Here is a 21,748-nt window from a genome sequence, read left to right as displayed (position 1 = left end):
GAAGGAAGCAGTGGAGCCCGTTTTCGCAGTCGGACGACGTGCACGACACCGCAAGCGGTTCGAGTGTTGACGGGAGTGTCACCGCTCATGCCTCCTCGAGCGCCCTGGACAATAGCTCTCTGTCCCGTTCGCCGATCTTGGACCAGTCCAGCTTCGACATCAGGAACGCCCGGGTAGTTCGCCAGGGATCCTCATCAGCATTCTGGAGGTTTGTGGCCGCACCCCACCAGTTGAACCCCTGAAGCGAGAGGCGCCACGCAAGGTAGTTCGCCAGAGCGCCCACAGGGACGCCGTTGCGTTCCGCGACACGTGGAACGACTGCCTTCATCAGCGAGATCTTCCCGGAAGCATCACGGACACATTCCGCAACCAAGTCCTCAGCTCGTCCGGCAAGCAGGACGTCCGCGGCGAACGCGGTTGCGTCATCCTCCTCGGGGTCCTCTCGCCGCTTCGCCGGTTCGGGATCTTGGTCGAGCGTTTCGAAGTCGAGCACCTTCGAGTCTTCACCCGCATGATACGCCTCGTGCAGGAGGTCGTGGATCCAGCGGGCCTCGGACGCGGTTCGCTGCTTCAAGACGATCGTGTTCCGTCCATTGATGCGCCAGCACGCCCCGTAGAACGCTCCTGTCTCAGCGAGCGGGACAACCGGAACCCCCCGGTCCCACAAGAAGCTGAGAACGCCGTGGAGTGTCACGTCTCCGGCTTTCTCGATCACTGCACGACGAAACTCTTCTGCATCGCGCGGGATCGGCCGCGGCGCGGTCGCAGTTGCAGACAGCGCCACGCCAGCGAGGTACTTGGCGTACGCTGCGAGGAATACTGTGCGCCTCTCCTGCGCGTTCGAAGGTAGTTTGAACTTGCCGACAGCTGCAGCACGGGGGAGCGCAAGCGGTCCAGTCCCTCCGAACAGTTCGGACACACCCCAGCCGAAGATTTTCTGAACGAGAGAGGCGGCCTTCAGAGCGAGGCTGGTATCCGCCGAATCGGGGTCGTTCTCTTCGCCGAAGAGGCGGCGAACCACGAACTTTCGATCCATCCCTGCGCTGATAAGGCGGTTCAGAAGCGCTTTGGGGGACACGTCAACGTTTGGCAGGAACACGTCCTCGCGGATCTTCACACCGAGAGCGCGGACGACTTCCATGATCCTGGCAAGGTTCGCAGTCGCGTATTCGGTCGCCTCGTAGCGCTGAACCTGCTGCTCGGCAATCTTCAGGCGTTCCGCGAGATCCTTCTGCGTCAGGTGTGCAGCGATCCGTGCCTTGATGAGAGCGCGGGGGAGCTCCTCCATCGAGGAGAGTTCAAGAACCGGATACTTCCCTTCCTGAAGCGCCTCGTACTCGGCAAGGTCGCGACGCAGGTCTTTAAGCTGACTGCGCAGAGCATCGCGCTGCGCCTTCCTGATGAGCGGGTGCACCGATGCGTCTGTCGTCGCTTCGGCTTCAGCCAAGGACTTGCTGAACTGGGCAGCGTGGGCCTGCGTGATCCTGTACTCGCGCTCGTTACGAATCATGGTTGCCACCTCGTGAGGTCGAGCCGCACGATCCCTTTCGCGTGACCGTCGAAGGTGGTTTGGAAGAACTCTAGAAACGGGGACTTGATGTCGGCGAGGAATGAGGCGGGGAACAACTCGCCGTAGAAGGTCGCCTTTTGCCTTGCTCGGGAGTTGTCGAAGTCGAGCAAGACCGGGTCTAGTCGCGTCGGATCGACACCCGCCTCCTCCCAGCAGGCATCGAAGTCCTTGGGGTGCTGCTTTTCCGTTACGAAGCTGCCGTCCACGTAGACGGTCTTGCACCCGGCGGACTTCAGCGACACGAGGGCCGCGCGAAGTCCCTTAAGAAGCTTCCGCCGGTGCCCCGTCAGCCCGTACCGAGCGGAAAACTCCGCCCAGCCCGCATCATGGATGCCGGGAGGCAACTTCCCTTCCGCGTCGAATTCCGGAATCGGCACGACACAACAGTATCGTTGTGTCGGCGTCTGATCAAGTGTTCAGAGGCGCCCTGATGGGGCGTGCCTCCGCTCTCTCGCTTCCCAGGTCACCATGGTCTGTCAGAGAAGCGGGCGCTGGCGCTCCGCGCCGCGCTCGGCATGGAGGCGCTGGAGCGATTCACGCGCCGCGTGCCGCTGCGGCGGATGCACGAGTGCGTCTTCGGGGTCCTGCCGATCGAGAGCGAGCCGGTAGACCGCGGCTATCGGACCCCAGTTACGAAGGACGGGCCGCGCTTAGGTCGCGGGTGCACGGCGACGTCTGCTTGGCCACGACTGCCAAAGAGAGATTCGAGACGCCGCGAAAACCCCAGTTGTCACGCAGTTAGATGTAACCCGTCGTCCTGCGGGCGGGAGCTTCTCGACGAATCACAATCTTTAGGGGGAGCGTCTGGAGGTGCGGGCGCGACGAGGAGGTGAAACGCATGCAGCACGACAGAAAGCAGGCCATCGAAAGCCTCGCGCAAGCAGCCCTCGACTACGTGCGCGCGGGTCATCCCGAGCACTCCGCGGTGATGTGGGGACGACTCGTTGATGCAGTCGAGGCAGTCGGCATCGCATCAGAGGACCGGGAGCGCGTCGCTGATATCGTGGCGCGCGTCGCCGACGCGCGGCTGAGTCGCTGGGTCCAGACAGGTCAGTAGCAGGACCAAACCTGCGACGGGTGAGGACAGTCTTCTTCGAACTGACCCTCGCCTTACTCAGGCGTACCGTTTCCCGCCGGCCGAGGACGAGGAGAGTCCATGTTGAAGACCCACGCGGAGGATCTCGCCAAGCTCATCAAGCAGAAGGAGGGCCATCACAATAAGGACATGACCGTCACGGTTTCGCAAGGCGGCGAGCGGACCGAATGGCGCGTGGCCGTCACGGGGACGAGCACGCTGATCGACGCGCTTGCGGCTGAGCACTCGTCTTATTCGACCGGCCGATATGATCGTCGCCGCATCAGCCCCGGCGAGATCGAATTCTACTAACCAACGTGGTCGGCGCGTAGAACGCCAACCGCACGGACCCGGATCGCTGTTACGCCGGTGCTACACCGCCGGCCTTCGTCGCTACCGCTGCGAGCGATTCCGGGGCCTTGCGCTCCCGCACCAAGCCTGAAAATCCCCGTGTCGCTGGTTCGATTCCGGCCCCAGGCACACCAACTCGCTCGAACATCTCGGCCCGCCAGATCGCAAGGTCTGGCGGGCCGTCTGGTCTTCGGCGTCGATGCGCGGGGGACGGGCCGCCGGATCACGCCGCGGTGCTGAACGCGTCCAGCCGCTCCGAGCCGCGCGAACGGCACCGCGGGCGCGGCGGGCGCAGCTCGATCGCAGCGCCCGCGCGGCGTGCTTCCACCGCCTCGAAGACCGCGTCGGCCACCGCGTCCGGCCCGAGGCGCGGGTCCACCACCGCGTCCACGCCGAGCGCGGCGAGCTCGGCGCAGAGCGACGGGCTGGGCTCGCTCGCGAGGACCACGATGGCGAGGTCCTGCTCGCCGCCGGCGCGGCGGACGAGGTCGGCGAAAGCGCGGGCGTCGCGGCCCGGCAGGTCGAGCTTCACCACCAGCGCGTCGAGCGCGAGGAGCTCCTCGAGCAGGAGCGCGAGGCCGCTGGCGCCGTCGGCGGCGGAGAGGGAGGCCATGTCCCGGGAGCCGAGCGCCCAGCCCAGCTCGGCGCGCATCGAGACGTCCGGGTGGAGGACGAGCGCGCGAGGGCGCGGAGCCGGCATCGCATCGAACGTCGAGTTCATGGCGAACCTCCTGGTGCCCCCGCCCCGTGGGCACGTGACGGCAGGATGCGAGCCGCGTACCAGGCTGGCGGGCCGCGAGATCCCGGGGGAAACGGCGAGCAGGGGCGCGGCGTGTGGAGGAACCGCCACGCTTCGTGAGGCGCGGGCACGTCAGGGCTCGTCGCCCTTGGTTCGGTGTGCGGGCGGTGTAGGCGTCGCGCTCCACGTCGGGACCGCGCTTGCACGCAGCGCGGAAGGGACGCCAAGCTGTATGTCGGGTGTGGGGCCCGGCCGGCCTGGCCCGCTGCGAACACCGAGACTCGAACGTGAGCTACGACTACACCGTCTTCCGCGCGCCCGCCGACGGCCCGATGCGCGCCTGGCCGGCCACGTCGCCGCCGGCGCTCGGATCGGTCGCGGAGGTGAAGCAGCGGCTCGACGACCTGCTGCGCGACGTGGCGTGGACGCAGCACGAGTCGACCTGGTTCGGCGGCTGGCAGGCCGCCGAGGGTGGCGCCGAGCTGCAGCTGACGCCGGAGCCGGACGGGCAGGTCCGCTTCGTCACGATCCGGCGCGTGGACCGGGCGACCGTGGAGCACCTCTGCGCGCGGCTCCGCGTGGTGGCCGTCGATCCGCAGGCGATGACGCTGTACCGCGTCGAGACCGGCGACTGGACCGACGCGCGCTGATCCCCCCGCCGCGAGGCGTTGCAGTCGTCGGGGACGCGCGGGCCATCGCCCTCCCACCTGTCGAGCCGCCGCGCGCGGGTCGCCTCGAAGGGCGGCCAGCCTCGAACGCCTGCGCACATCCGCGAGATCGACGTCGCCTCCGACGAGATCGCCCGCGACGCGATGCCGACCATCAAGTGCCTCGCGGAGGCGCGCCACCACCTGGGAGCTTCGAGATCGAGGCCGCGGCGCTCGGTGGGCAACCCGGTGGAGAACGCCGTCAAGTACGCGCGCCGCGGTGGGCGCGTCGTGGTCCGATCGTCCACGGACGCCGCCGCGATCCACGTGGAGGTCGAGGACGACGGTCCCGGGCTCCCGCCGGACCTGGGCGATCGTGTCTTCGAGCCGTACGTCCGCGGCGCCTGGGACGTGCCCGGGCTCGGCCTGGGGCTCGCCACGGTCAAGCGGCTCGCCGAGGCGCACGGCGGACGGGTCGGCGTCCGCTCGGAACCGGGCCAGGGAGCCACCTTCTGGTTCGAGCTCCCGCGCGCGGCGGCCGGCGAGTCGCCGAAGGGCGCCGACCGGGCGCCCGCCGCTCACAGGTCCGCGTAGACCTCGAGCACGTTGCCGTCGGGATCGCGGAAGAACAGCGTGCGGTGACCCCACGGCTGATCCGTCGGCGGCGACGCGATGGGCACCGCGAGGCGGCGCAGCTCCTCGGCGCACGCGTCCACCGCGGAGGGCGCCACGCGGAACGCGAGCTGGACGGACAGCGCGCCCTCGGGTGTGGGCGGATCGTCGAACAGGCCGCCGCGCTGCGTGAGCACGAGCAGGTTGGAGCCGACGCGGAACTCCACCCAGCCGGGCCCGAGCTCGCGCGCGATGGGGAAACCCATCACCTCCGCGTAGAATCGGCGCATGCGCTCGGGGTCGCGGGCGAACAGGACGGTGTAGTCGAGCTGGCGGATGGTCTGGAGCGCGGTCATCGGTGCACCTCGGGGACGGCGTGGTGGAGGCGGGATGGTGATGCCGGCGAGCGTCGTGAAGAAGGTGGCCGCGGATGCGGGTGGTGGCGCCACCACCCTCGCCGCCCGCGCGCTCGGCGACTTCCTGCGCCGCATGCGGTCGCGCCCGGCGCTGGCGGTCGCGGGTGCCGTCCGCCGCCGCGTCACGGGACTCCGCCGCGAGGAGGTCGCGGTCGCGGCGGGCATCAGCATCACCTGGTACACGTGGCTCGAGCAGGGACGGCCGGTGCGCACCTCGCGGCGGACGGTGCGCGCGATCGCCCGCGCGCTGCGGCTCGGCGAGGCGGAGGCGGCGCACCTCTCTCGCCTCGCCGAGGCGGTGGCGACCGCCGCGCCGCGCTGGCGGCGGACCGCGCAGGCCTCGCCGGCGCTGCGCGCGATGGTGGACGGCCTCGGGGACGCGCCCGCGTACGTGGTCAACGGCCGCTGGGACGTGCTCCACGCCAACGCGGCAGCCCGGGCCGCGCTCGGACCGTTCGATCCGATCCCGGGCGTCACCGACAACGTGCTGGTGCGCCTGTTCCTCGATCCGGGCTGGCGCAGCCGCTTCCTGGACTGGGAGGCGGTCGCGTCCTCCGCGGTGGCGCAGTTCCGGGCGGGCGGCGGACGCCTGGTGGCGCACCCGGACTGGAACGCGTTCGTGGCGGACCTCGCGGCGCGCAGCCCGGAGTTCGCGAGGGCATGGGAGGCCCACGCCCTCGCCGATCCCCACCTCCGGCGGAAGCGGCTGGCGGGCCCGGGCGGCGAGCCGCTCGAGCTCCTCTACGCGTCCTTCGCGCCGGAGGGGGAGCCGGAGGACGTCCGGGTGGTGCTGTACGTCCCCGCGGACGAGGCGGCGCGCGCGGCGCTCGCCCGGGGGATCACGGCTTCCCGGTCCAGGGCGGCACGACCTCGGCGATCGCCTCGGCGATGAGCTGGGCGCCGGCCGCGTTCGGGTGGACGTCGCAGCCGCCGCCGGGGAACGGGTTGAGGAGGCCGGCCGCGCAGGGATCGCCGCCGTACGGCGCGCTCGCCTCGACGAACAGGGCGTAGAGGTCCACGACGTCGGCGCCGAAGGCGGCCGCGACGGGCGCGATGGTGAGGTAGTCGAGGGCCTGCACGATCTGGTGGTAGAGCTCGCTCGTGTAGGGCGAGTAGTAGAGCGGCACCACGATCTGGCCGGCGTAGCCCGCACCCCGGATCGCGCCGAGGATCTGGGCGAGGTTCTGTCCGAGCGCCGCGAGCACCGGTGGGATCCCGGCGACGATACAGGCGGGGTCGCCGGCGCACGCATCCTCGACCATGAGCAGATCGTTGGAACCGATCATGAGCGTCACGAGCTTCACGCGGTCGTGCTTCGCGAGGAAGTCGAGGGCGAAGTCGAGCTGCGCGCCGGCGTAATCGGCGTGCAGGTCCCAGCCCCGCTCGAAGCGCCACTGGAAGCAGTCCTTGTCCACGCCATCCAGCGACATGAAGGCGGCGGAGGTCTGCCCGGGGCACGCTGCGCTCACGAGCGGGAGGTCGAGGATCGCGGCGAGGTGCGACGGGTAGGCCGTCGCGTCGAACACGTTGTCGTTCGGCGGCGGAAGGACGAGCGGGTTGTAGCCGAAGGCGATGGAGTCTCCGAGCGCGAGGTAGACGGGCGGGTTCCCCTTCCCCAGCGCATCCGCCGCGGCCGCCAGGCGCGCCTCGTCGGATCCGCCGCCGCAGCCGAGCGCCCATGCCGCCGCCACCGCGCAGAGCGCGTTCACGATTCGTCTCATGGTCTCTCCCGGAGGGCGCGCGCGCGTGACGCGCGCGTCCACCGCGAGGCTGGACCGACGCAGCGTCGAGATCGGTGACCGCGGTCAAGCGGACCCACCGAGAGTGCTGCCTCGGCGCCGCCTCCCACGGGCGGTGCGGGCCGGCCGCATCCGCCGGGAGCGCACGGATCGTGACCCGCACCGGCAGCGCGCGCCGCGCTCCGGGTGCGACCGCCCGGCGTCCCACGTGGCCCCGGGCGCGGCGGCGCGCTAGGTTCCCCACCATGAGCAACGCCAGCGGCGAGACCGCCATCCGCCCGACCCGGGCCGAGAATTTCTCCGAGTGGTACCTGGAGGTCATCAAGGCGGCCGACCTCGCCGAGAGCTCGAGCGTCCGCGGCTGCATGGTGATCAAGCCGTGGGGGTACGCGCTCTGGGAGCACGTGCAGCGCGTGCTCGACGGCATGTTCAAGGCGACCGGGCACGTGAACGCCTACTTCCCGCTCTTCATCCCGCTGTCCTTGCTCGAGAAGGAGGCCGCGCACGTCGAGGGGTTCGCGAAGGAGTGCGCGGTGGTCACCCACCACCGGCTGGAGGCGCGGGACGGGAAGCTCGTGCCCGTGGGCGAGCTCGAGGAGCCGCTCATCGTGCGGCCGACCTCGGAGACCATCATCGGCGAGAGCTTCGCGCGCTGGGTGCAGAGCTACCGCGACCTGCCGCTGCTCATCAACCAGTGGGCGAACGTCGTCCGCTGGGAGATGCGGACCCGGATGTTCCTGCGCACGGCCGAGTTCCTGTGGCAGGAGGGCCACACCGCGCACGCCACCGAGCAGGAGGCGGTCGACGAGACCATGCAGATGCTCGGGATCTACGCCCGCTTCGCCGAGGAGTGGATGGCGCTGCCGGTCGTCCAGGGCGAGAAGACCGAGAGCGAGCGCTTCCCGGGCGCGGTCCGCACCTACTGCATCGAGGCGATGATGCAGGACCGCAAGGCGCTGCAGGCCGGCACCTCGCACTTCCTCGGCCAGAACTTCGCGAAGGCCTCGGGGATCCAGTTCCAGGACGAGAAGGGCGCGCTCACCCACGCCTGGACCACGTCCTGGGGGCTCTCGACCCGGATGATCGGCGCCATGATCATGACCCACGGCGACGACGACGGCATGGTCTGCCCGCCGAGGCTCGCGCCGCAGCAGGTGGTGATCATCCCGGTGATCCAGAAGCCGGAGGTCCGCGAGCAGGTGCTCGCGTGGTGCACGGCGCTGAAGCGGGAGCTCGAGGCGCAGAGCTACGCGGGCGCCCCGGTGCGCGTCCACCTCGACGCGCGCGACGTCCAGGGCGCGAAGAAGTCCTGGGAGTGGATCAAGAAGGGCACGCCCATCCGCCTCGAGGTCGGCCCGAAGGACATCGAGAAGGGCGCGGTGTTCATGGGCCGCCGCGACCGGAAGCCGCGCGAGAAGCAGAGCGTGCCGCGGGCCGAGCTCGTCGCCGGGGTGGGGGCGCTCCTGCAGGAGATCCAGGACGCGCTGCTCCAGCGCGCGCGGGCGATGCGCGCCGAGCACACGCGCGTCATCGACACGAAGGACGAGTTCTACGCGTACTTCACGCCGCCGCCGACCCGGCGCCCGAACGACCCGACGCCCATCCACGGCGGGTTCGCGCTGGCGCACTTCGGGGGCGCTCCGGCGGTCGAGGCGCGCATCAAGGAGGATCTCGGCGTCACGGTGCGCTGCATCCCGCTGGAGCCGGGCGAGCCCGGCACCTGCCCGTTCACGGGGCGGCCGAGCCCGAAGCGGGTGGTCTGGGCGAAGTCGTACTGACGCCCTCGACCCGCGTCTTCCCGTCCGGGTCCACCTCGAGGCGGACGCGCGGCTCCCCCTGGGCGTCGCGCAGCACGATGCTCGCCACGCCCTTCTCGACGCCCAGCGTGATCCGCTCCTTCCAGTCGTGGCGGAAGGTGATGCTGGGCTCGCCCTTCACCAGGCCGACGCACATCGCCTCGTACGCGTCCTTGATGTCGAAGCACAGGCCGCGGATGTCCACCGGCTCGAGCATGGCGAGCCCGGCGACCTCGTAGCCGTCCTGGTCCATGAACTGGATCCCGACCGCGTCCACCGCGCGGCGCTCGGCGCCCTTGGGCGGCGGCAGCGGCGCGCCGATGCGCAGGCGCGGGCGGCCCTGCGCGTCCACCACGGTGAGCTCGCGGACGGTGAGCGCCTCCGGCGGCGCGCCGGCGCGGCGGGCGTCGCGCGCGCCGGCGCAGGCGGTGAGCAGGGCGACGACGGCGGCGGGGACGGCGCGGGGCGGCAGGGTCAAGGGCGGCTCCTCCGAGCGGTGGGTGCGTCCGCCGCATCATTCTCCGGGGGTCACGCAGCGTCACGACGCCGCTCGGGGGTCTCGCCCTCCAGGATGGCCCGGGCCGTCGCCGCCACGGCGTCGGCAGCCGGGGTCGGCCCCACGCCGAACGCGGCGCGGAAGCGGCCGTCGTCCGGGACGTACGGCACCTTCCACTGGTAGGTCATCTCGGCGGCGGCGCCGAGCGTCGGGTCGAGGAGGCCGCCCACGCGCAGCAGCCAGTCCGGCACGGCGCGGAGCCGGGCGGGCCGTCCGAGCGCGGCCCCGACCGCCTCCACCAGGCCGCGGGTGGTGCCGGTCCAGGCGACCGGCAGGTGCCACGCCCTCCCCGGCGCGGCGTCGTGCGTGCCGAGCACGGCGAGACCGCGCGCCACGTCGGCGACGAACGAGTACGCGTGGGGCAGGTCGGGATCGCCGAAGACCTCGAACGGCCTCCCGGCGCGGAGCCGGGCGGCGAGCCGGTCGCCGAGCAGCGCCGCCGCCCCGGCGCCCGGGCCGAAGAAGTCGGAGGCGCGGCCGGTGGTCGCGCGCAGGTCCCCGCGGGCGTGCGCCTCGAGCAGCTCGCGCGCCAGGAGCGCGCGCAGCTCGCCCTTGTGGCTGCAGGGCGCGAGCGGCGTGTCCTCGTCGAAGGGCGAGGCGGCCGGCCGCCCGTACATGTAGAGGCAGTCGAGCGCGACGAGGCGCGCGCCGGCGCGGGCGGCGGCGTCGCGGATCCCGCGCCGGAGCGGGGGGAGCAGCTCGTCCCAGCGGTGGTAGTCGGGCGGGTTGGTGCAGTCGTAGACCGCGTCGGCCCCCCGGCAGGCCTCGCGCGCGAACAGCGGGTCGGTGGCGTCGCCGCTCAGCCAGCTCAGGCCCGGGAGCGCCGGGCCGGGCGGGCCACGCCGCACCAGGCGGACCGAGTGGCCGAGCGCAAGCAGCTCGGTGGCGAGGCGGCGGCCGACCTGGCCGGCGCCGAACACGACGTGGAGCTCGGGGGGGACGAACGGATCGGGACGGGGCATGCGGGTTCCTCTCGAGCGGAAACCTACGGCCCGCGAAAACGCGGTGCACGTGGCGAATCCGCCGGGTAGCCTTGCGAGCATGCAAAGGCCCTCGCCCGCCCCCGTCCCGCCGCCCGGCGCGCTCGACTGGGATCACGCCCGCGTCCTCCGGGCGCTCCTCGAGGCGCGCTCGCTCTCCGGCGCGGGCGCGCGCCTGGGCGTGAACGCCTCCACCGTCTCCCGCCGCCTGGCCGCGCTCGAGGCGGCGCTCGGCGCGCGCCTCTTCGACCGGACCCCGGACGGCGTCCTCCCCACCGCGCTGGCCGAGTCGCTCGCGCCGCACGCGGAGGCGATGGAGCGCGCCGCGAACGCCCTGGCGCTGGCGGCCCAGGGGCGCGAGCAGGCGGCGGAGGGCGAGGTGCGGCTCACCGCGGCGCCGGGCGTGGCCGAGTACCTGCTCGCGCCGGCGCTGCCGCGCCTGCTCGCGGCGCACCCCGGCGTGCGCCTGACCATCGACGCCACCATCGGCTACGCCGACCTCACCCGGCGCGAGGCGGACCTCGCCGTCCGCGGGGTGCTCCCCGCCTCCGGCGACCTCCTGGCGCGGAAGCTCGGCACCGCCACCGGCGGCGTGTTCGGGGCGCCGCGCCAGGCCCGCGCGCTCGGCACGCTCCGCAGCCTCGACGCCGCGCGCTGGATCACCTGGGGCGAGGACCTCGCCCACCTCGAGCTCACCCGCTGCATCCTCGACCGCGTGCCCCCGGACCGGATCGCGCTCCGCACCAGCCACATGGGGACGCAGATGGCCGCGGCGCGCGCCGGGGTCGGGCTGGTGCTCGCCGATCGCAACATGGCGCTCGCCTGCGGCCTCGCGGAGGTCCGGCTCTCGCCGGCGGTCCGGCGCCAGCTGCCGTCCGAGCGAGCCGGGGACCTGTGGCTGGTGGTCCACCGGGCGCTCCGCGAGGTGCCGCGGGTGGCCGCGGTGTGGGACTTCGTCCTCGAGGAGGCGCGGCGGCTGGGGATGACGCCCGGCGACCCGGCTTGATCCGGGCGCCGCCCGCGGCACGCCGCCGCAAGCGCACCGCGGGTCATCCCGGTCCTCGGACGTGGTGCGGCAAACGAGCGCATGTCCGTCTGCCCGCCGGTCCTCTAGCGTGGGTGATCGCAGCCGCGGGGTTGGGGGAAACCCCCGGCTGACCTACCCAGGGGGACTACCTATGCGCCAGCCGGTGCACCGCCACCCGCGCGGCGGCCTCCACGCGCCTCGCTCGAACGGCTCGTCTCGCCTTCATCCAATCACCGCGACCGCCGTCGCGCTCGCCGCGGTCCTGGGCTCCGGCTGCGGGCCGGAGGAGGCGCCGGGGGCGTCGGCCCTGGCCGGCGACGCGGCACCGCGCAAGATCGTCGAGCCCGCGCCCGCGCCGCTGCCGCCGCGCTTCACCACCCAGGCGCTCCCGGTGGCGGGCGAGGTGTGCGTCGGCTCGGCGGCGCACGACAAGCACGCGGCGTCCGGCATCGGCTGCGTCGCGTGCCACCCGTGCGGCGGCGCGCTCGGGTTCGCGAACCCGGTCACGTTCCCGGGCGGCACCACCAGCGCGAACGGCACCATCGTGAGCGACGCCTCGGGCACCACCTGCTCGGTCGGCTGCCACGCGCCGCTCGGCGCGGAGCCGCACGGCGTCACCTGGACCGCCGGCCCGCTCCAGTGCGTGACGTGCCACACCGACGTGGGCGCGATCGATCCCGCGACCGCGCTCTCGGCGCACCCGCTGCCGGACGGCAGCTCGGGGACGAGCTGCCAGTCCTGCCACGACACCTCCCAGCACCTGAGCGGCCAGGTCCGCCTGGTCGACGGCGGCGGCGGCAGCGCGGCCGTCACCTGCACCGGCTGCCACGCCGGCCAGGGCCAGACGCTCTCCGGCGAGACGCCGCCGCTGCTGGTCGGCTGGGACGACCTGGCGGCCGGCGACTTCCACGGCGACCGGCCCGGCACGTGCCGGTTCGACCCGCTCGACGCCACCGGCCAGCGCACCATGGGGCGCGGCGCGTACCCCTGCCCCCCGAACCAGCCCGACCAGCCCGGCGCGCTGCGCATCACGCCGCGCTGGTGGTACGCGAACGGCACCTCCGGCGCGTTCGCCTGGATCTGCACGCTGCAGCCGCTGGACGCGGCCGGGAACCCGGTCGGCGCGCCGCTCACCGGGCAGCCGTGCCCCGAGGGCACGATCCAGAACTCCACCTGCAGCAGCAACCCCGCCGCCCCGAGCTGCTACCCGACCACCTTCGTGACGCGCGGCTTCGGCGGCACGCTGCTCGCGCCGTACGCGCGCGGCCAGGGCGCCATCGCCTGCGCGCGCTGCCACGACTTCCACGCGAGCAACAACGCCTTCCTGCTCGCCGCCGAGGTGAACGGCGTCGCCATCCCGCCGGGCAGCATCGACCGCGCCGGCGTGGGCGCGCAGCTGCTGTGCACCGCCTGCCACCAGGGTGACCGTCACGAGCTGTGCAAGGCCTGCCACCGCGAGCGGTGGGTCACCGACGGCTCGTACTCCTGGTTCGAGGGCGCCCCGGCGGACCCGGCCCCGGACGGCGCCGCGTGCTTCTTCTGCCACGGGCACGAGGGCATCCAGCAGATGGAGGTCAGCTCGCCCGCGTACCCGCCGAACCACCCGTACTCGACCGGCCTGCCCCAGAGCGCCTGCACGCACTGTCACGACGGCTGGGCGCCGCCGCCCACCGAGTACGTGGCCCCGCGCTTCCAGGCCGGGCCCACCGTGAGCGGCGTGACCGCGACCACGGCGACCATCACCTGGACGAGCAGCGAGAAGGCCACCTCCTACGTCGAGTACGGCGTGGGCACCGCCGGCCACGTCGTCGGCGACGACGCGTTCGTGCTCCAGCACTCGATCCAGCTCACCGGCCTCACGCCGGGGACCACCTACGTCTGGCGCGTGCGCACGAGCGACGTGTTCCGGAACGTGACGCACACCGCGCTGCAGTCCTTCACCACCCCGGCCGAGGGCGCGCTGCCGAGCCCGGACCTGGGCTCGGTGGACGCCAACTTCGAGGTGGGCACGTACGAGGCGACCGTGCCGCTGGTCTGGTTCCCGGTGACGGCGCCGGCGGGCGCGGTGCTCCAGTACGAGGTCCAGCTCGCCTCCGACGCCGCGTTCACCTACCTGCAGAACGGCTCGCTGACGGGGCCGGGCGTGCCGGGGAGCACGGTGGGCAGCACGGGATGGGTGAACGGGACGCCGACCACCTCGGGCGGGCGCCCCGCCCTCCAGGTGCCGGCGCGGCTGTTCAACATCCCGCAGGACTGGTGCGGGCCGTACGCGCCGCGGATGTACTACTGGCGCGTGCGCGTCCGCGACCAGGCGGGCCACGAGTCGGGCTGGTCCACGCCGGGCAGCTTCGGCGCGTTCGCCTGGGACATGTGGTGCTGAGGACGGCGAGGTCCCGGGGCGCCTCGTGCGCCCCGGGGCCCGGGTCCCGCCGCGAGCCCCGGGACGGCCGCCGGCCCTAGGCGGCCCGGTCCGGCGCGGCCGCCGGGAGCGCGCGGTGCGCGACCGCGGGCGCGGCGCCGCGCTCGCCCTCCCCGGTGTGGAACCACGCGGCGGAGCGGCGCAGCGCCTCGGCCTCCTCGGCGAGCCGCGCGGCGGTGGAGGCGAGCTCCTCGGACGAGGACGCGCTCGCCTGGACGGCGGCGTCGAGCTGGCCGATGGCGCCCGTCACCTCGTGCGCGCCGGCGGAGATCTCCTCGGTGGCGACGGCCATGCCGCGCACCAGCTCCGAGGTGCGCGCGATGTCCGGGAGCACGGCGTCGAGCGACTCGCCGGCGAGCTGCGCCGCCTGCACGGTGGAGGTGCCGAGCGCGCCGATCTCGGCCGCGGCGGCCCGGCTCCGCTCGGCCAGCCGCCGGATCTCGGTCGCGACCACCGCGAAGCCCCGGCCGTGCGCCCCGCTGCGCGCCGCCTCGATGGCGGCGTTCAGGGCGAGCAGGTTGGTCTGGTGGGCGATCTCCTCGATGACCGCGGTCCGCCCGGCGATCTCCCGGACCGCCTCGACTGCGCGCCGCACCGCCTCGCCGCCGGCCTGCGCCGCCGCCGCCGAGCGGGCCGCGAGCGACTCGGTCTCGCTGGCGCCGCCGGCCACGTCGCGCACCCGCGCGGCGAGCTCGGTGGTGGCGCCGCTGGCGGTCTCGGCCCCGGCCGCCTGCTCCGAGGCGCCCTGGGCGATCTGCGCCGTCGAGGCGGACAGCGCCTGGCAAGCCTCGGCCACCGCGTCGGAGGCGGAGCGCAGCGTGCCGACGACGGCGCGGAGGGCCCGCACCATCTCGTTCAGCGCCTCGCCCAGCGCGCCGACCTCGTCCCGCGCGCGCACCTCGAGCTCGCTCGCGAGGTCGCCGGCCGCCACCCGCTCGGCGAACCGCGCGGTGCGCGCGAGCGGCTCGAGCACCAGGCGCCGCACCAGCCAGAGCGCGAGCCCGGCCAGCACCGCCACCAGCGCGGCGCCGCCCACCGACAGCAGGAGCCCCAGGCGTCGCCCGTCGTGCTTCAGCTCCTCCTCCGGCACCGCCCCGCAGACCAGCCACTGCCACGGCTCGAACGCCTGGCACGTCGCGATCTCCGGACGCGCCGCGCCCTTCGCGTCGGCGCCGGCGATGCGCAGCCCCTCGGCGCCGCCGCCCCCGGCGGCGAGCGCGGGCGCGAGCCCGTCCGGCGCAGCCTCGCCGGCGCGGGTGGGGTGGACGAGCAGCCGGTTGCGCCCGGCGCCGGCCGAGGCGTCCACCACGAAGAAGTAGCCCTGGTCGCCCGAGCGCACCGCGCGGATGCGCTCGCGCAGCGCGGCGAGCCCCTCGGTGAAGTCCACGCCCACGAAGAGCGCGCCGATGACCTTCCCATCCTGGACGATGGGCTCGTAGCGCGTGAAGAAGTCGCGGCCGAACAGCACGGCCTTGCCGGTGTAGGGCTCGCCATCGAGCAGGTGCCGGTGCGCCGGGTGGTCGGCGCCGAGGAACGTGCCCACCGCCCGCCGGCCGTCGTCGCGCTGCACCGAGGTGGTGATGCGCACGAAGTCGCCGCCGGCGCGAGCGAACACGGTCGCGACGGCGCCGCTCGTCGCGGTGAAGCGATCGACGGTGGGGTAGTCGAGGTCCACCATCCGGTCGCCGGCGGCGAGGCCGGGGAGGGCCACGCCCTCGACGTACGCGGCGCGGGACGGGTCCGTGCGGATGCCCTCCGGGTAGGAGGCGCGGAAGACGCGGAGCAGGTCGGCGGTGGCCCTGGCCAGGCTGGCGTCGTAGACGGCGACCATGTCGCGCACCAGCGCCACCCGGCCGCGCAGCGCGTCGGCGGTCTGCTGCTCGACCGTGCGCACGGTGAACGCCGCCGAGACGGCGGTGAAGCCCCCGAGGACCACCGCGAAGGCCAGGCCGATGGTGAGGACGAGCTTGGTGGCGAGGGAGGCGGAGCGCATGCAGGGTGGACCTCGCCGGGCGGTCGCTGGCCCGGTCCCGAGCGGGTGAAACGACAGGTGCGGCGGGCACCCGGGGTCTGACGTGCCCCGGGCGGCCGACCCGCCGCCCGGCCGGATCCCGGCGGCCCGTGGGGCGCCGGGTGCGGGGCAGCGGGGCCGCGGTGCTGGCGCCGGGCCCGGCTGCAAGCGACGGACCCCGCGGTGCCGGGCACCCGGCCGCGCGGCGCCGTGCGGCGGACGTGTGCAACGTTCGGCGGGAGGATCGCCCATGCGCCGTTCGACCGCCCTGTCGCTCACCATCGCGCTCGCCGCGGGCGCCTGGCTGGCCTCGCGCCGGCTGCGCCGCCGCACGCCGCTGGCCGGCGGGGTGGCGCTCGTCACCGGCGGCTCGCGCGGCCTGGGCCTGGTGGTGGCCCGCGAGCTGGGGCGGCGCGGCATGCGGATCGTCCTCTGCGCGCGCGACGAGGAGGAGCTGGAGCGCGCGCGGGGTGGCCTCGCGCAGGAGGGGATCGAAGCGACCGCGCTCCCCGGCGACGTGACCGACGAGGACGGGATGCGCACGCTCGTCGCCGACGTGGAGGAGAACCTGGGCCCGGTGGACCTGCTCGTGAACAGCGCAGGCATCATCCAGGTCGGCCCGGCCGAGGCCATGACCGTGGAGGACTACCGGCGCGCCATGGACGTGCTGTTCTACGGGCCGCTGCACGCGGCCGAGGCGGTGCTGCCGGGCATGCGCGCGCGCCGCCGCGGGACCATCGTGAACGTGACCTCGATCGGCGCGGCGGTGGGCATCCCGCACCTCGCCCCGTACGACGCCGCCAAGTTCGCGGCGCGCGGCTGGTCGGAGGCGCTCGGCGCCGAGGCGGCCAAGCACGGCATCGACGTCATCACGGTGGTGCCCGGGCTGATGCGCACCGGCTCCTTCGGCCGCGCGCTGGTGAAGGGGCGCCGCTACGCCGAGGCGAGCCTGTTCTCGCTGCTCGCCTCGCTCCCGCTCGTCACCGTCTCGGCGGAGCGGGCGGCGCGGCGCATCGTGCGCGCGATCGAGCACGGCGAGCGCTTCGTGATCATCGGGCTGCCGGCGCGCCTGCTCCGGCTCGCCCACTCGATCATGCCCGGCGCGATCGTGGCGACGCTGGGCCTCGTGAACCGGTTCCTGCCGACCGCCGCCCCCGGGGCGCGCCACGGGATCGCGCTCCCGGCCGAGCTGTTCCGCCGCGGGCTGGCGCGCTCGATCCTGACCGCGCTCGGCGAGCGGGCCGCTCGCCGCTACAACGAGGAGCCGGCCTGATCGCGGCCCGGCCGCGCCCGGCCCCTGACGCGAGAAGGCCCCCCCGCCGCGAGGCGAGGGGGCCTTCGAGTCGGGGGGCGGGCCGCGGAGCTACCGGCGGCCGAGGTCGGTGCGCCAGGTGAAGCCCAGCGCCACGATCCAGATGTCCGTCTTGTAGCTGCCCGGGAACGCGGTGGTCCCGGTCGCGGTCTGCTTGTCGCGGTCGCCGTAGAACACCGCCGCGTTCAGGCCGACGTCGCCGCCCACGTCCCAGCCCGCGCCCAGCGAGTAGCCGGTGGTGTTCGAGTCGGGGAGCGTCGGCGAGAGCGTGTTCGTGCGCAGGCCCGACCAGTCGCGCATCATGCCGGCGCGGAGCCGCAGGCTGGGGAGCGCGGTCCACTCGACGCCGCCGCGGATGACGTTGCCGTTGCGGTAGTCGCGCGGGACCGTGATGGTCGTCGTCTCGCCCTCGAACAGGTCCTGGTTGTAGACCACGAAGCGCGACCAGGAGTACTGCAGCGTCACCAGCACCGGCTTCGCCACCCGCCAGGCCAGGCCCGTGTCGATGCGGTTCGGGAACGTGAGGTCCTGCTTCACGTCCTGGTCCTGCGTGGTCGGGCCCACCAGCGAGGGCGGCACCTGGAAGTGCGCGTCGCCCTTCATGTGCATGGTGCCCTTGTGCTTGTAGTCGAAGCCGAGCGTGAGGTTCTCGAGCGGCTTCACCTCGGCGGAGAGCTGGTAGGCGAAGCCGCCGCCCTTGGTGTCGAGCTCGGCGTAGGCGTCCGGGAACGGCTGGATGCCCTGCTTCAGGTACTGGATGCCCTCGTAGTAGATGGCGCCGCCGCCCACGCGCAGCCAGGGCGCGATCTCGTAGCCGCCGTTCAGGTAGAACCCGAGCATGCGGCGCTCGACGGTGATGATGCGGCCGCGCCCCTCCCACTGGTCGTCCCACTTCATCTGCCCGCCGCCCGGCGTGCCCACGCCGAAGCCGAAGCCGAGGCCGCGCCCGGCGAGCTTCGTGCCGTAGGCGACGTACATCGCCACCGGCGGCGTGGGCGCGAACTTGGTGGTCTCCTTGCCCGGGTAGGCGTCGGTGCCCGTCCACTTGGTGCGCAGGCTCAGCATCGAGCCGGCCAGGGACAGGTTGAGCCCGGAGAGCTTGGAGAGCGCGGCCGGGTTCTGGAACGTGGCCGCCGCGTCCTCCTGGGCGGCCACGCCGGACGACGAGAGCGCGAGGTCGCGCGGGTTGACGTTGATGACCTCGAACCCGCTGGCCAGCGCGACGGCCGGGGCGGCGAGGACGGCGAGGAAGGCGATCCGGAAGGTCTTCCGCATGGTCGTCACCTCGTTACGGCAGGGTCGCCGGCGAGGCCGGCACGGTCACGTCGAGGAGGAACTGCGCGGCGTCGTCGCGCACCTGGCCGCCGATGGTGGTGCCGGCGCCGGTGGCGGTGAGGAACGTGTCGTTCAGCACGCCGTGCGGGACGCAGTTGTTGGGGGCGGAGGCCGAGACGTAGAGCGTGCTCGGCGCGCCGGCGAGCGAGAGCAGCTCGTCGCCGTAGGGCAGCGGGATCCCGCCCACCACCGTGGTCGCGTTCGGCACCACCGGGTCGCACTTCGCGAGCTGGCCGAGCACGTCGGTGGTGGCGTGGACGAGGCCGGTGCCGCCCATCCCCGCGGGCGGGGCGGCGAGCAGCGGGCTCGGGAGCTTGGTGCGGGCGTGCGCGGCGTAGTTGAGCGGCTCCGCCGGATCCAGGATCCACTTCGCCAGGATGAGCGTCTGCAGGTAGCGCGACGCGACCGTCGGGTTGGTGGGGATCTGCGACCGATCGATGCCCAGCGAGAGGAAGAGCGCGTTGACCGAGGCGGTGAACGCGGGCGCGTTCGTGAAGATGTCCACCAGCGTGCCGCCCGGCACGTTCAGCACGCCGCGGGCGAAGCGCGGGTTGGTGGCGAGGATCGACGCGCCCTCGAGGCCGCCGAGCGAGATGCCCTCGTAGTGGACCGCGGTCGGGTTCACCACGAAGCCGCGCTGGAGCAGCGCCGCCGCCAGCGGATCCTGCGCCGGCTGCGGGAACGGCGCGGGCGGCCGCGCCACCGCGAGCACCAGGGCGGCCTGGTCGATGTGGTCCTGGCGGATGGCGTCGCGGATGCGGAAGAAGTTGCCCGAGATGAAGTAGTTCCCGGACGCGACGGTGCTGAGGTTGGTGCCGCGCAGGTGGCCGGTGGTGCAGGTGCCCGGCGGGATCGCGTCGCCCTGGCCGGCCTTGGCCTGGTCCGGCGTGCACACGCCGTCGGCGGTGCCGTCGGTGGTGCACTCCGAGTTCTCCATGCAGAACGCGCGATCGCCGTGGTACGGCGCGTCGATCGCCGCGACGACGAAGCCCTTCTGCGCGAGCGAGTTCGCCACCGTGAGCATCTGGAGGCGGCCGCCGGAGAGGCCGTGGTGGAAGACCACCAGCGGGCGCACGCAGGGGGTCGCGGTGGTGCAGGCCGCGTCGGACGGGTAGGCCACCACCGCCGGGATCGCCTTCGGCGTCCACTGGGTCTGATCGGGGTTGAGCGCGCCGTTCGCCGGGTTGATGGCGTCCACCGTGGGCACCATGGCGGTGAGGAACCCGCCGACGTCCGGGAACAGCGCCGCCTGGGCGGGCGCGTCGAAGCCGAGCGCGGCGAGGTCGAGCGGGGCGACGCCCTGGCCGACGAACGCGGTGGGCGACTGGTAGGGCAGCGCCGAGAGGCCCACCGAGACGTCGGTGACGGTCTGCGTCTGGACCGTGTACGCCATCACCACGTTGTCCCGGGTGACGGCGCCGGCGGTGAGCGCGCCGAGGTTGGCGAGGAGCGGCTCGAGCCCGGCCCGCAGGTTGGCGAGCGCGGTCGCGTCGGCGTTGGACACGCCGGAGAGCTGCGAGACCCCGTCCACCGCGGGCGGGTGGGTGAAGGTGAAGAGGATGTTGCCGAGCGTGGAGCGCTTCAGCGCGTTGCCGGCGAGGTCCTTCACGCCGTCGGTGATGACGACCGCGTAGTTGCGCTTCTCCTTGAGCGGCGGCGTGGGCACGATGCCGACGCCCGGCACCGGCACGGCCACGCCGGGCTGCAGGCCGATGGCGGTGGTCACCGCCACGTCCGCGCCGCCCACCTGCACGGTGCGGTTCAGCGCCGGCGGCTGCGTCAGGTACTCGGCGGTGGCGGGCTGGCCGGCGCCGAGCGCGGCGGCGACGTCGCGCATGCGGCGCGGCGCGCCCGCGCCCTCGGGGAGCTCGAACAGGAGCACCGTCTGCGCGTTCACGGTGGAGGCGGCGACCGGCGCGCTGAGCGGCGCGAGCATCATGCCCGTGGTGGAGAAGCCGTCCAGCGTGGCGAGGCCGGCGGCGGCCGGGCCGAACGCGGGGACGTTGCGCACGTAGAAGCGGGTGGGCGGGTCGTTCGAGGGCCGGGTGCCGTCGAGCAGGAACGTCGAGGGCAGCGGGATCTGGCCGGAGCCCGAGTCGGTGAGCGGCTGGGCCGCGGCCGGCGCGATGCCGAAGGTGGCGATGGCCGCGACCTCGGTGGGCGCGAACGTCGGCGCCACCGCGGCGAAGGCCGGGGTCACGCTGGTGTCCACGGACGCCGTCCAGCGGCCGCCGACGTCGGTCCACGTGAGCGGGCTCCACAGCGTCTTGCGCACCGCCTCGAGCTGGGCGATCAGCTGCGGCGTCAGGCCGGGCGGCTGGTTCTCGTGGACGGTGAGGTCCTTGTTCTGGGCGGCGATGGCGATGGCCTGGTCGGCGTTCACCGGCATCGCCCCCTGGGCGGCGGTGGTCTTCACGCCGGACGGGCCGCCGCGCACCGCGACGACGTAGCGGCCGGGCGCGAAGCGGCGGCTGCCGCTCGTGTCCGCCTTCTTGCGGAGCACCAGGCGGCCCGCGGTGGCGCTGCCCACCTCGAACTCGACCGCCTGCGGGGCCCCGTCCACCTTGAGCAGCGCCACCGTGGACGGCGTGACCGTGGCGGGGTCGAGGTCCGGCGGGGTCGTCTCGACGTAGGCGTTGCCGTTCCAGCTCACGGCCCGGAACGGGATGGTGATGGCGACCTCCTGATCGCTCGGGAACCCGCCCGCGTCGATGAAGGACTGGAGCAGCTCCTTCTGCGCGCTGTCGGGGAGCGTCGGCACGGCCTGCAGGACCAGGTCGTTGGGCGTCGGGATGTTCGGCGACGCGAAGGTGGCGATCACGAGCTGCGGGGCCGGCTTCTCCTGCTTCACGTCGGTGCAGGCGAGCAGCGACACGAAGACGAGGGCCAGCGGGGGACCGTAGCGGCGAAGCGACATCTGCGGCCTCCTCGGGTGCGCGAGGAACGGGGTTTCGGTGAGGAAAGGGACCAATCCTGTTTCCCCTCCGCTGACTGAGAAGTCAAGAATTGCCGGGACGCGTCCAATCCGTGACGCAATCGGCTAAATCAGCATGACGCAATGCGTCCGCACCGCGCGTCCCGGTCGGTGCGGCGCGTCCCTCCTTGGAAGCCGTTTGGAGTCCCACACGGGGCCAGCTACCATGGCGGGCTCGGTCGCCCCGTA

The 21,748-nt window shown here is 73.3% G+C and carries 20 protein-coding genes; 10 read left to right on the top strand and 10 right to left on the bottom strand.

The window, feature by feature from the left end:
• Positions 1–85 precede the first annotated feature (85 nt).
• Both PSR1_RS02455 and PSR1_RS02450 read right to left on the bottom strand, forming a co-directional pair.
• Positions 86–1,510 (bottom strand): helix-turn-helix transcriptional regulator, encoded by a 1,425-nt coding sequence (locus PSR1_RS02455; protein WP_059436059.1) that lies wholly within the window; start codon positions 1,508–1,510, stop codon positions 86–88.
• Positions 1,507–1,947: a hypothetical protein gene (locus tag PSR1_RS02450; RefSeq protein ID WP_059436058.1), complete on the bottom strand. Its 441-nt coding sequence runs from the start codon at positions 1,945–1,947 to the stop codon at positions 1,507–1,509. Before PSR1_RS02450 ends, PSR1_RS02455 begins: the two co-directional genes overlap by 4 nt.
• Positions 1,948–2,007: 60 nt before the next feature.
• Between PSR1_RS02450 and PSR1_RS23310 the strand changes: the two genes are divergently transcribed.
• The 3 genes from PSR1_RS23310 (at position 2,008) to PSR1_RS02440 (ending at position 2,957) form a co-directional block, all read left to right on the top strand.
• The gene (locus PSR1_RS23310) at positions 2,008–2,403 is read left to right on the top strand and encodes a hypothetical protein (protein WP_082100115.1); all 396 of its coding nucleotides are present in this window, start codon (positions 2,008–2,010) and stop codon (positions 2,401–2,403) included.
• A 5-nt stretch (positions 2,404–2,408) separates the two neighbouring features.
• Positions 2,409–2,627, top strand: a complete 219-nt coding sequence (locus PSR1_RS02445; RefSeq protein ID WP_059436057.1) for a hypothetical protein — start codon at positions 2,409–2,411, stop codon at positions 2,625–2,627.
• A gap of 99 nt (positions 2,628–2,726) precedes the next feature.
• Positions 2,727–2,957, top strand: a complete 231-nt coding sequence (locus PSR1_RS02440; protein WP_059436056.1) for a hypothetical protein — start codon at positions 2,727–2,729, stop codon at positions 2,955–2,957.
• A gap of 262 nt (positions 2,958–3,219) precedes the next feature.
• On the opposite strand, the gene PSR1_RS02435 is transcribed toward PSR1_RS02440, so the two are convergent.
• A complete protein-coding gene (locus tag PSR1_RS02435; RefSeq protein WP_059436055.1) occupies positions 3,220–3,717 on the bottom strand; it encodes a hypothetical protein in 498 nt (165 codons plus the stop codon).
• Positions 3,718–4,022: 305 nt separating this feature from the next.
• Between PSR1_RS02435 and PSR1_RS02430 the strand changes: the two genes are divergently transcribed.
• Together PSR1_RS02430 and PSR1_RS02425 are read left to right on the top strand one after the other, a co-directional pair.
• A complete protein-coding gene (locus PSR1_RS02430; RefSeq protein ID WP_082100114.1) occupies positions 4,023–4,385 on the top strand; it encodes a hypothetical protein in 363 nt (120 codons plus the stop codon).
• 162 nt (positions 4,386–4,547) lie between these two features.
• Positions 4,548–4,976, top strand: a complete 429-nt coding sequence (locus PSR1_RS02425) for a sensor histidine kinase KdpD (protein ID WP_237757793.1) — start codon at positions 4,548–4,550, stop codon at positions 4,974–4,976.
• On the opposite strand, the gene PSR1_RS02420 is transcribed toward PSR1_RS02425, so the two are convergent.
• The gene (locus PSR1_RS02420; protein WP_059436053.1) at positions 4,961–5,350 is read right to left on the bottom strand and encodes a VOC family protein; all 390 of its coding nucleotides are present in this window, start codon (positions 5,348–5,350) and stop codon (positions 4,961–4,963) included. The genes PSR1_RS02425 and PSR1_RS02420 overlap by 16 nt on opposite strands.
• A gap of 40 nt (positions 5,351–5,390) precedes the next feature.
• Between PSR1_RS02420 and PSR1_RS02415 the strand changes: the two genes are divergently transcribed.
• Positions 5,391–6,302 (top strand): helix-turn-helix transcriptional regulator, encoded by a 912-nt coding sequence (locus PSR1_RS02415; RefSeq protein ID WP_237757792.1) that lies wholly within the window; start codon positions 5,391–5,393, stop codon positions 6,300–6,302.
• Here PSR1_RS02415 and PSR1_RS02410 read toward each other — a convergent pair.
• Positions 6,250–7,131 (bottom strand): SGNH/GDSL hydrolase family protein, encoded by an 882-nt coding sequence (locus tag PSR1_RS02410; RefSeq protein WP_152643281.1) that lies wholly within the window; start codon positions 7,129–7,131, stop codon positions 6,250–6,252. The genes PSR1_RS02415 and PSR1_RS02410 overlap by 53 nt on opposite strands.
• A 263-nt stretch (positions 7,132–7,394) precedes the next feature.
• Here PSR1_RS02410 and proS point away from each other — a divergent pair, with 263 nt between their 5' ends.
• A complete protein-coding gene (gene proS, locus PSR1_RS02405) occupies positions 7,395–8,927 on the top strand; it encodes a proline--tRNA ligase (protein WP_059436050.1) in 1,533 nt (510 codons plus the stop codon).
• Here the strand turns inward: proS and PSR1_RS02400 are convergent.
• Complete coding sequence (locus PSR1_RS02400; RefSeq protein ID WP_059436049.1) at positions 8,878–9,423, bottom strand: hypothetical protein; 546 nt, start codon at positions 9,421–9,423, stop codon at positions 8,878–8,880. The genes proS and PSR1_RS02400 overlap by 50 nt on opposite strands.
• A 50-nt stretch (positions 9,424–9,473) precedes the next feature.
• Positions 9,474–10,463, bottom strand: a complete 990-nt coding sequence (locus PSR1_RS02395) for an NAD-dependent epimerase/dehydratase family protein (RefSeq protein ID WP_059436048.1) — start codon at positions 10,461–10,463, stop codon at positions 9,474–9,476.
• A 79-nt stretch (positions 10,464–10,542) separates the two neighbouring features.
• Between PSR1_RS02395 and PSR1_RS02390 the strand changes: the two genes are divergently transcribed.
• The gene (locus PSR1_RS02390; RefSeq protein ID WP_059436047.1) at positions 10,543–11,487 is read left to right on the top strand and encodes a LysR family transcriptional regulator; all 945 of its coding nucleotides are present in this window, start codon (positions 10,543–10,545) and stop codon (positions 11,485–11,487) included.
• 172 nt (positions 11,488–11,659) lie between these two features.
• Positions 11,660–13,888 carry a cytochrome c3 family protein gene (locus tag PSR1_RS02385; protein WP_059436046.1) on the top strand — a complete coding sequence of 743 codons (2,229 nt, stop codon included), beginning with the start codon at positions 11,660–11,662 and terminating at the stop codon, positions 13,886–13,888.
• A gap of 76 nt (positions 13,889–13,964) precedes the next feature.
• Here the strand turns inward: PSR1_RS02385 and PSR1_RS02380 are convergent, their stop codons facing one another.
• Positions 13,965–15,920 (bottom strand): methyl-accepting chemotaxis protein, encoded by a 1,956-nt coding sequence (locus tag PSR1_RS02380; protein WP_059436045.1) that lies wholly within the window; start codon positions 15,918–15,920, stop codon positions 13,965–13,967.
• Positions 15,921–16,188: 268 nt separating this feature from the next.
• On the opposite strand from PSR1_RS02380, the gene PSR1_RS02375 reads away from it, so the two are divergent.
• Complete coding sequence (locus PSR1_RS02375) at positions 16,189–17,211, top strand: SDR family oxidoreductase (protein ID WP_059436044.1); 1,023 nt, start codon at positions 16,189–16,191, stop codon at positions 17,209–17,211.
• A 90-nt stretch (positions 17,212–17,301) separates the two neighbouring features.
• On the opposite strand, the gene PSR1_RS02370 is transcribed toward PSR1_RS02375, so the two are convergent.
• Together PSR1_RS02370 and PSR1_RS02365 are read right to left on the bottom strand one after the other, a co-directional pair.
• Positions 17,302–18,525 carry an OmpP1/FadL family transporter gene (locus PSR1_RS02370; protein WP_059436043.1) on the bottom strand — a complete coding sequence of 408 codons (1,224 nt, stop codon included), beginning with the start codon at positions 18,523–18,525 and terminating at the stop codon, positions 17,302–17,304.
• Between the two features lie 13 nt (positions 18,526–18,538).
• The gene (locus tag PSR1_RS02365) at positions 18,539–21,502 is read right to left on the bottom strand and encodes a hypothetical protein (protein ID WP_059436042.1); all 2,964 of its coding nucleotides are present in this window, start codon (positions 21,500–21,502) and stop codon (positions 18,539–18,541) included.
• Between the last annotated feature and the right edge of the window lie 246 nt (positions 21,503–21,748).

It is taken from the genome of Anaeromyxobacter sp. PSR-1, assembly GCF_000964525.1.
Classification (GTDB): Bacteria; Myxococcota; Myxococcia; order Myxococcales; family Anaeromyxobacteraceae; genus Anaeromyxobacter.
This window is presented reverse-complemented; position numbering and strand designations above follow the sequence as displayed.

Coding starts and splice junctions, on each gene's coding strand:
- PSR1_RS02375 (WP_059436044.1), top strand. CDS start 16,189: ATGCGCCGTTCGACCGCCCTGTCGCTCACCATCGCGCTCGCCGCGGGC.
- PSR1_RS02435 (WP_059436055.1), bottom strand. CDS start 3,717: ATGAACTCGACGTTCGATGCGATGCCGGCTCCGCGCCCTCGCGCGCTC.
- PSR1_RS02370 (WP_059436043.1), bottom strand. CDS start 18,525: ATGCGGAAGACCTTCCGGATCGCCTTCCTCGCCGTCCTCGCCGCCCCG.
- PSR1_RS02390 (WP_059436047.1), top strand. CDS start 10,543: ATGCAAAGGCCCTCGCCCGCCCCCGTCCCGCCGCCCGGCGCGCTCGAC.
- PSR1_RS02395 (WP_059436048.1), bottom strand. CDS start 10,463: ATGCCCCGTCCCGATCCGTTCGTCCCCCCCGAGCTCCACGTCGTGTTC.
- PSR1_RS02380 (WP_059436045.1), bottom strand. CDS start 15,920: ATGCGCTCCGCCTCCCTCGCCACCAAGCTCGTCCTCACCATCGGCCTG.
- PSR1_RS02425 (WP_237757793.1), top strand. CDS start 4,548: ATGCCGACCATCAAGTGCCTCGCGGAGGCGCGCCACCACCTGGGAGCT.
- PSR1_RS02410 (WP_152643281.1), bottom strand. CDS start 7,131: ATGAGACGAATCGTGAACGCGCTCTGCGCGGTGGCGGCGGCATGGGCG.
- PSR1_RS02440 (WP_059436056.1), top strand. CDS start 2,727: ATGTTGAAGACCCACGCGGAGGATCTCGCCAAGCTCATCAAGCAGAAG.
- proS (WP_059436050.1), top strand. CDS start 7,395: ATGAGCAACGCCAGCGGCGAGACCGCCATCCGCCCGACCCGGGCCGAG.
- PSR1_RS02365 (WP_059436042.1), bottom strand. CDS start 21,502: ATGTCGCTTCGCCGCTACGGTCCCCCGCTGGCCCTCGTCTTCGTGTCG.
- PSR1_RS02420 (WP_059436053.1), bottom strand. CDS start 5,350: ATGACCGCGCTCCAGACCATCCGCCAGCTCGACTACACCGTCCTGTTC.
- PSR1_RS02415 (WP_237757792.1), top strand. CDS start 5,391: ATGCCGGCGAGCGTCGTGAAGAAGGTGGCCGCGGATGCGGGTGGTGGC.
- PSR1_RS02385 (WP_059436046.1), top strand. CDS start 11,660: ATGCGCCAGCCGGTGCACCGCCACCCGCGCGGCGGCCTCCACGCGCCT.
- PSR1_RS02445 (WP_059436057.1), top strand. CDS start 2,409: ATGCAGCACGACAGAAAGCAGGCCATCGAAAGCCTCGCGCAAGCAGCC.
- PSR1_RS02455 (WP_059436059.1), bottom strand. CDS start 1,510: ATGATTCGTAACGAGCGCGAGTACAGGATCACGCAGGCCCACGCTGCC.